The organism is Salinarimonas soli, from assembly GCF_008386575.1.
Classification (GTDB): Bacteria; Pseudomonadota; Alphaproteobacteria; order Rhizobiales; family Beijerinckiaceae; genus Salinarimonas_A; species Salinarimonas_A soli.
Window position 1 is genome coordinate 20788 of sequence record NZ_VUOA01000036.1, and the last position, 8544, is coordinate 29331.

General features: G+C 71.6%; 6 protein-coding genes (1 of these 6 only partly in view). 3 read left to right on the forward strand and 3 right to left on the reverse strand.

Annotated features, from left to right (window positions below):
- Position 1: 1 nt before the first annotated feature.
- Positions 2-2797, reverse strand: coding sequence for a type I DNA topoisomerase (topA, locus tag F0L46_RS19940; protein ID WP_149820842.1), 2796 nt, complete (start codon positions 2795-2797; stop codon positions 2-4).
- Positions 2798-3289: 492 nt separating this feature from the next.
- Here topA and F0L46_RS19945 point away from each other — a divergent pair, with 492 nt between their 5' ends.
- The gene (locus tag F0L46_RS19945) at positions 3290-4639 is read left to right on the forward strand and encodes a hypothetical protein (protein WP_149820845.1); all 1350 of its coding nucleotides are present in this window, start codon (positions 3290-3292) and stop codon (positions 4637-4639) included.
- 60 nt (positions 4640-4699) lie between these two features.
- On the opposite strand, the gene F0L46_RS19950 is transcribed toward F0L46_RS19945, so the two are convergent.
- Positions 4700-5320: a transglutaminase-like cysteine peptidase gene (locus tag F0L46_RS19950; protein WP_149820846.1), complete on the reverse strand. Its 621-nt coding sequence runs from the start codon at positions 5318-5320 to the stop codon at positions 4700-4702.
- A 110-nt stretch (positions 5321-5430) separates the two neighbouring features.
- Positions 5431-7104, reverse strand: a complete 1674-nt coding sequence (locus tag F0L46_RS19955) for a methyl-accepting chemotaxis protein (protein WP_149820849.1) — start codon at positions 7102-7104, stop codon at positions 5431-5433.
- 130 nt (positions 7105-7234) lie between these two features.
- Between F0L46_RS19955 and F0L46_RS19960 the strand changes: the two genes are divergently transcribed.
- Positions 7235-8176 (forward strand): aspartate carbamoyltransferase catalytic subunit, encoded by a 942-nt coding sequence (locus F0L46_RS19960; RefSeq protein ID WP_149820851.1) that lies wholly within the window; start codon positions 7235-7237, stop codon positions 8174-8176.
- Between the two features lie 297 nt (positions 8177-8473).
- Positions 8474-8544, forward strand: the start of a protein-coding gene (locus F0L46_RS19965; RefSeq protein ID WP_438646698.1) for a dihydroorotase. It continues 1219 nt past the right edge of the window; the window shows 71 of its 1290 coding nt (coding positions 1-71); the start codon lies at positions 8474-8476; its stop codon lies beyond the right edge, outside the window.

Here is an 8544-nt window from a genome sequence, read left to right on the forward strand (position 1 = left end):
TCTATTCGGCGGCGTCGCTCGCCGCCTTCTTGGCCGAGGCCTTCTTCGGCGCCGCGGGCTTCTTGGCGGCCGCCTTCTTCGGGGCCGCGCGCTTCGCCGTCGCGGTCTTCGCGCCCGCGCTCTTCGTGGCCGTGGCCTTCGCTCCAGCGCTCTTCGCCGCCGCGCTCTTGGCCGCCGCGCTCTTGGCCGGCGCCGCGCGCTTCGCCCCGCCCGCACTCTTGCGTCCGCGCGCGGTCTTGCCGCCGCCTGCCTCGCGCTTCTGGCGGATGAGGATGATCGCCTCGTCGAGGGCGAGGGCCTCCGGGTCGATCGTCTTGGGCAGCGTTGCGTGGGTGGTGCCGTCGGTCACGTAGGGGCCGTACTTGCCGGCCTTCACGCTGATGGTCTTGCCCGACTCGGGGTCGGCGCCGAGCGCCCGGCCCGCGTCGCCTCCGCGCCGTCCGCCGCCCGCGCCGCTCTCCTTGGCCACGATGAGGTCGATCGCCCGGTTGGCGCCCACCTCCAGCACGTCGTCGTCCTTCCCCAGGTTGGCGTAGGTCTTGCCGTGCTGGACATAGGGACCGAAGCGCCCGATCCCGACGAGGATCGGCTCGCCGGATTCCGGGTGCTTCGCCACGGGCTTCGGCAGCGCCAGGAGCTTGAGGGCCCGCTCCAGGTCGACGGAGGAGGGGCTCATGCCCTTGGGCAGCGACGAGCGCTTGGGCTTCTCGCCCTCGCCGAGCTGCACGAAGGGGCCGAAGCGGCCGTCGCGCAGGGTCACGGGCTGCGCGGTCTCCGGATCGTTGCCGAGCACCCGTACGCCGGGTTGGCCGTCGGCGCCCGACCCCTCGCCCTCGCCCCCAGCACCGGCGGCCGCGAGCTGGCGGGTGAAGCGGCATTCGGGATAGTTCGAGCAGCCGATGAAGGCGCCGTACTTGCCGAGTTTCAGCGACAGGGTGCCCGTGCCGCAGGTCTGGCATGTGCGCGGGTTCGAGCCGTCGGGGCGCGGCGGGAAGATGTGCGGGCCGAGATACTCGTTGAGCGCCTCGATCACGTCGCCCGTGCGCAGCTCCTTCGTGCCGCCGACCGCGGCCGAGAAGTCGTCCCAGAACGCGCGCAGCACCGCCTTCCAATCGATCTCGTGGTTCGAGACCCGATCGAGCTGCTCCTCGAGATCCGCCGTGAAGTCGTATTCGACATAGCGGCGGAAGAACGATTCCAGGAAGGCCACGACGATGCGGCCCTTGTCCTCGGGATAGAGCTTGCGCTTGTCGAGCCGCACATATTCGCGGTCGCGCAGCACCTGGAGGATCGATGCGTAGGTGGACGGGCGCCCGATGCCGAGCTCCTCCATGCGCTTCACAAGGCTCGCCTCGGAGAAGCGCGGCGGCGGCTCGGTGAAGTGCTGGGTCGACGCGATGCGGCGGCGCTCCAGGGGATCGCCCGCCCGCATGGCCGGCAGGCGCCGGTTGTCCTCGTCGTCCTCGCCGTCCCCGCCCTTCGCCGTCGGATCGGGATCGTCCCGGTCCTCGCGGTAGAGGGTGAGGAAGCCGTCGAACTTGATCACCTGGCCGGTGGCGCGAAGATCGAGCCGGCGCGGCCCCACCTTCGCCGCGATGTCGGCGGTGGTGCGCTCTAGCTCGGCGGATTCCATCTGGCTCGCGATGGTGCGCTTCCAGATCAGCTCGTAGAGGCGCGCCTGCTCGGGCTCCAGGTAGCGCGCCACGTTCTGGGGCAGGCGGCCCATGTCGGTGGGGCGCACGGCCTCGTGGGCTTCCTGCGCGTTCTTGGCCTTTGTCGTGTATTTGCGCGGCACGCCCGGCAGGTAGCGGTCGCCGTACTCGCGGCCGATGACGCGGCGGGCCGCCTGCACGGCCTCGGGCGCCATGTCGACGCCGTCGGTCCGCATATAGGTGATGAGGCCCACCGTCTCGCCGCCGAGCTCCACGCCCTCGTAGAGCCGCTGGGCGATGCGCATGGTCTGGGCGGGCGCCAGGCCGAGCTTGCGCGAGGCCTCCTGCTGGAGCGTCGAGGTGGTGAAGGGCGGGTAGGGATGGCGCTTGGCAGGCTTCGACTCGACGTTCGAGACCTGGAAGGTGGCCACCTCCAGGTCGCGCTTGAAGCGCTCGGCGTCCTCGCCGTTGCCGATGTCGAGGCGGTTGATCTTCTTGCCGTCGGCGCCCACGAGCCGCGCCTCGAACACGCCGCCCTCGCGGGTCGCGAGCGTCGCGACGAGCGACCAGTACTCGCGCGGCACGAAGCTCTCGATCTCGCGCTCGCGGTCGCACACGAGGCGCAGCGCCACCGACTGCACCCGGCCCGCCGATTTCGCGCCGGGCAGCTTGCGCCAGAGCACGGGGGAGAGGGTGAAGCCCACGAGGTAGTCCAGAGCCCGGCGCGCCAGATAGGCGTCGACCAGCGCCTGGTCGATCTCGCGGGGCTGGGCCATCGCGGAATGGATGGCGTCCTTGGTGATCGCGTTGAAGGTCACCCGCTCCACGGGCATGCCCTTGAGGACGCGCTTTTCCCGCAGAGCCTCCAGGACGTGCCAGGAGATCGCCTCGCCCTCGCGGTCGGGGTCGGTGGCGAGGATGAGCTTCTCGGCCCCCTTGAGCGCCTTCGCGATGTCGGACATGCGCTTCGCGCCGCGGTCCTCCAGCTCCCAGATCATCGCGAAATCCGCGTCCGGGTTCACGGAGCCGTCCTTGGGCGGCAGGTCGCGGATGTGGCCGAAGGAGGCCAGCACCTCGTAGTCGCGACCGAGATATTTGTTGATCGTCTTGGCCTTCGCGGGCGATTCGACGACGACGACTTTCATGAAGCGCATTCCTGGATGACCGCGCGACCCGGCGCGAGCGCACGGCGAAGCAGCCGCGGCCGCCGCTGCGGCGGAGGCCTTAACTGGGTGAGATACCCGAATTAGTCAAATCCGGGCCTCTGCGGCATCGGGCGCCGGCGCGGCCGCGGCGGTTCGCGGCCCCGTGCAGAGGGCGAGACCGTGCCCTTGAACTCGTGTGGCGAAAATGGGGCAGTGCGGGTGGCCGTTCAAGTACAGACCCCAGGCTGGCGCCGTGATCGCACGTTTCACCAGATCAGCGGTGATTGAGCGGGCAGTGCTCGGGCAGGTCGAAGGAGCCGAATGCATCGGGCATGCTCCGTCGAAATCATATCTTTATCGTGGAAAGCCAGATGATCGCGTAACAAGATCGGAACCGACGCTGGGAAACGGCATTGGCCTAGCATGCGACACGCGCCGCGGCCACCGCCATCATGGCGAAAGGGTCGGGCGCTAGTATTAAGGTGCTGAGCCATGCGTAATCTCGTTCCGACCCTTGCCGCGGCCATGCTTCTCTCGGCCTCCGGCGCCTCGATCGCCGCCGCCCAGTCCGGCGGCGTTCTCTTGGAAGGCTCCATCTCGCCCCAGTATCAGCGCTTCTGCCGGCAGGTGGTGCTGCCCGCCGAGCCCAACCGGCGGCTCTGGCAGTGCCCGCCGCGGGTGACGAGCTCCATCCTCGGCCGCACCGTCGACGACGTGCGGGCCGGTTCCGACAATCTGGGCCGCTCCGGCGCGCTCGGGGTCGACGGCGGCATGACCGGCGTCGGCGCGACGGGCACCGTGACGACGGGCGGGGTGGTCTCCGGACCGGTCCGGGGCTCGACCGGCACCGTCCAGACGGGCGGCACCGTGACCGGCGGCACCGTCGTGGGCGGCGGGACGGTCATCGGGGGCGGCACGATGCAGCCCGGCGGGCCCGTGATCGGGGGCGGGACGGTTCAGCCTGGCGGCACGGTCGTCAGCGGCGGGACCGTGGTCGGCGGCGGGACGGTTCAGCCTGGCGGTACGGTCGTCGGCGGCGTCACGGGCTCGACCGGCGGCAGCCGCTCGGGGCTCGGCGACGGCACCAATCCGGGCCGGGGCTCCGCGAACAACAGCAGCGGGGGTATGGGCGGCGTCGGCACGATGAACCCCGGCGGCATGATGGCCGGCGACGGCGAGGTCCGCACGCCGCGTCGCGATCGCATGGAGCGTGACCGGCCTGCCCGCGAGGTGACCCGCGCCGGCCACAGCCGCTCCGGCCTCGCCGACGGCACCAATCCCGGCCGCGCCTCGTCCCGCAACAACAGCCAGGGCATGGGCGGCATGGGCACGATGAACCCGAGCGCCTCCGGCATGAGCCGTGGCGGCCCGGCCATGGGCCACATGAGCGACGTGACCACCGGCAGCCTCGGCAGCCGCTCCGGCCTCGCCGACGGCACCAACCCGGGTCGCGGCTCGGCGAGCAACAACAGCCAGGGCATGGGCGGCATGGGGACGAACAACCCCGGCGGCATGGGCATGGGCGACGCCTCCGGCAATGCCGGCATGGGCGGCGGAGCGAGCGCGAGCGCCGGCGGCAACATGGGCGGCGGCTCGGCGGGCGCCGGGGCCTCGGCCGGAGGCAATGCAGGCGGCAACGCCGGGGGTAATGCCGGTGGCGGGAACGCTGGCGGCGGGAATTCCGGAGGCGGCAACTCCGGTGGCAGCAACTCCGGTGGCGGCGGCAACAACGGCGGCGGCAATTCCGGCGGTGGTGGCAATGCCGGCGGGAACGGCGGCGGCAACGGCGGAGGTAACGGCGGCGGCAATGGCGGCGGGAACGGGGGTGGCCACGGCCACTGAGCCTGCGCTCCCGCCGGGGCGCCCCCGCGCCCCAAGGGATGCCTGACGGCGGCCCTCGTCCTACTGGGCGAGGGTCGTCCTTTTGCGGGGCGCCCGCGCTGCGAGAGCCGCCGGCGGCTCGTGGTCGATCCAGACCCAGGCGCGCGGGTTGCGCTGGGACTGGCGGGTGTAGAAGGCGTAGCCCGTCCCGGTCCAGGGCAGCACCGCGCCCGTCTTGTTGTCGAGCACGAGGTCGCCGCCGTCCGTGATCACGCTCAGCACCGCGTGCCCCTCGCCCGACGGCGTCGACACCGTGGTCATGAGGAGGACCGAGGACGGCCAGCCGCGCTCGATGAGCATCTTGCGCTTGAGCAGCGCGAAGTCCTCGCAGTCTCCCCGCCCGTCCTCGGCGAGCGACCAATGGTCCTCGACGCCGTGATGCTCCAGATCGCCCATCTCGCGGATCGCGCCGTTGACGGACGCGTTCACGGATCTCAGCTCGGCGAGCCGCGCCGGGGTGAGGGCGATCCGCTCGACGAGGGGCCCGACCCGGGCGCATTGCCCGGGATGGCTCCGGCAGAAGGCCCCGAAGGCCGGCGGTGCCGCCGTGCCGGGGCCGGCATGGGCGAAGGTCTCCGCCCCCGCCCCGGCCGGCGCGAGCACCAGCGCGGCGAGCATCGCCGCGTGCCACCATGATCTCATTGCGATATCCCCCTGGCCGGAGCCGCCGCGGCGCGCTCCGTTTCCCCTTTGCGGGGTTTGTCGGGGCCGCGCGCGGCGAAATTCCGGCAGCTTGGCAGGGAGCGTGGGGCTCAGGCCGCCACGGAGCGCAGGAAGTCGTCCACCGCCGCGCGCAGGCGCTCGGTCTCCCGGGAGACCTCGCCAGACAGGGCCGTGACCTGACCGGCCGCCTCGCGGGTGCCGCTGATCGAGCGCGAGGCGCCGGCCACGCTGTGGGCGAGGCTCGTCGTGCCCGATGCCGTGTCGGCGACGTTGCGGGAGATCTCGCGGGTGGTCGAATCCTGCTGCTCGACGGCCGCCGCAATGGCGGTGGTGAGCGCCTGGACGCGGTGCATGTGCTCCGTGGTCTCGCGCATCACCGCCGCCGTGCGGCCCGTGGCGCCCTGGATCTCCTGGATCTTGGCTGCGATCTCTTCCGTCGCCCGGGTGGTCTGCGAGGCGAGGCCCTTCACCTCGGCGGCCACGACCGCGAAGCCCTTGCCGGCCTCGCCCGCGCGGGCCGCCTCGATGGTGGCGTTGAGCGCGAGCAGGTTCGTCTGCGCGGCAATGGCCTGGATAAGGCTCACCACCTCGCCGATCTTGTCCGCCGCTCCCGTGAGCTCGCCCACCTGGGCGTCCGCGCCCTCGGTCAGCGTGTGGGCGCGGCTCACGGCCTCTGCCGTGCGCGCCACCTGATTGCCGATCTCGTTGATCGAGGCGGCGAGCTCCTCGGTGGCCGCCGCCACGTTCTGGACGTTGGCCGAGGACACGTCGGAGGCGGTCGAGGCGGCGCGGGCCATGTCGTCGGCGCTCTCGGCCGCGTGGGTCATGGTGGCGGCATTCGCCTGCATGGCCTCGGCGCTGCGCGACAGTCCCGAGAGGATCTCGCCGAGCACGCCGCGGAAGCGCGCGACTGCACCCTCCACGGTCCGCTGGCGGCTCTCGATCGTGCCGCGGGTGCGGCCGCTCTCGTCCTCGAGGCGCAGGCGGTCGATGGCCGACTGGCGCAGGGTCTCGATGGCGGCCGCCATGGAGCCGATCTCGTCGCGGCGCTCGCGGTCGGGGACATGCGTCTCCAGGGCGCCGTCGCCGATCCGCCGGGCCGCCCCCGCGACCCGCATGAGCGAGGCGGCGAGGCCGCGGAAGACGTAGAGCGTCGCCGCGACGGCGATGAGGAAGCCGGCGAGGCCCATCACGGTCGCCCAGGTGGCGGCCTCGGTGCTCGTCCGGTCGGAGCGCTTCGCCGAATCCTTGGCGCCCGCGACCGTGAGGGCGACGAGATCCGCGACCTTGAGCCTCGTCGCCTCGAAGGCCTCGCGCCCGCCCTTCTGGAAGAGGTCGGAGGCCGAGCTGCCGAAAATCGCGTTCGCAAGCCGCGTGACCTCGCCGTTCACGGCGAGATAGGCGGTCCAGGCCCGGCCGATCTCCTCGACGGCCTTGGCATGGCGGGCGTCGGGAGCGCCGGTCTTGAGGCCGTCGAGGAGCGCGGTCACGGCGTTGCCGGCCTCGCGCATGGCCGTCTCGCCCGCCGAGCGCTCCATGTTGTCGATCGCCATGACCATCACGGCCTCGGCGATGCGGAAGTCACCGAGCCGCGTGTTGACGGCATGCGCCGCGTCGAGGCGCGGCAGCCACACCGCGTCCACCTCCGTCGAGAGGGCGTCGAGCTTGCTCATGGTGAGATAGCTGAAGCCGGAGAGCGCCAGGATCACGAGGGTGAGCGCCGCGAAGGCGCCGGCGAGCGTGGTGCGGATGGAGCGGGTCATGGGAATCCGGGGGCATGCGGGGCCGTTTGACCAACCGTGATGCCACGGCAGCGTTTAAGCCTGGATTAAACGCGGGGCGAGCGTCGCGGCGCTTGATCTAGAGGCGCCGCCGGGTCTACGCCTTGCCCTCATGCAGCGCCCCAGCTTCCCCCACCGGCATCTCCTCGGCATCGAAGGCCTCTCGCCGCTGGACATGACCGCGCTCCTCGACCTTGCGGACGAGGCCGTGGAGGTGAGCCGGCAGGCGGAGAAGAAGAAGGCGACGCTGCGGGGGCGCACGCAGATCAACCTGTTCTTCGAGCCCTCGACCCGCACCCAGGCCTCCTTCGAGCTCGCGGGCAAGCGGCTCGGCGCCGACGTCATGAACATGTCCGTGGCGTCCTCCTCGGTGAAGAAGGGCGAGACCCTCATCGACACCGCCGCGACCCTCAACGCCATGCGGCCCGACGTGATCATCGTGCGCCACCACGCGGCCGGCGCGGTGCACCTCCTGGCCCGCAAGGTCGACTGCGCCGTGGTGAACGCGGGCGACGGGGCGCACGAGCACCCGACCCAGGCGCTCCTCGACGCTCTCACCATCCGCCGCCGCAAGGGCCGCATCGCGGGGCTCACGGTCGCGATCTGCGGCGACATCCTGCATTCCCGGGTGGCGCGCTCCAACATGATCCTGCTCTCGGCCATGGGCGCCCGGGTCCGGGTCGTCGCCCCGACCACGCTGCTCCCCGCCGGGATCGAGCGCCTCGGCGTCGAGGTGTTCACCCGCATGAAGGAGGGGCTCGCGGGCGCCGACATCGTCATGATGCTGCGCCTTCAGCGCGAGCGCATGAACGGCTCCTTCGTGCCCTCGGTGAAGGAGTATTTCCGCTATTTCGGCCTCGACGAGGACAAGCTCGCCTTCGCCAAGCCCGAGGCGCTGGTGATGCATCCGGGCCCCATGAACCGCGGCGTCGAGATCTCGTCCGCCATCGCCGACGGCGCGCAGTCGCTGATCCGCGAGCAGGTCGAGATGGGCGTGGCGGTGCGCATGGCGGTGCTGGAGGCGCTGGCGCGGCACATGCCGGCGGGGGAGTAGCGATGCGAGATGGCGATACCCCGAACCCTCCCCCCTCCGCGGGGGAGGGCCATGGCGGCGGGACAATCTCCCCCTGTCATCCCCGGCCGGAGCCCGTCAGGGCGGAGGGGAAGGGGATCCAGCGAAATGATGTTGCCGCGTCAGCGGCTCCTTGCGGCCCGCCAAGGGCCCTGGTCGGGCGAAAGGCGTCGCTCCGCGACATCAAGTGGTGCTGGATCCCCTTCTTGGCACGCAAGCGTGCTGTCCCCTCCACCGGCCTCCGGCCGGTTCCGGCCGGGGATGACGGTGGTGACCACAATCAGAAGCGGTGCGCTGCCGCTCCGGGCTCCGCTTCGCGGAGCTGTCCCTCCCCCGCGGAGGGGGGAGGG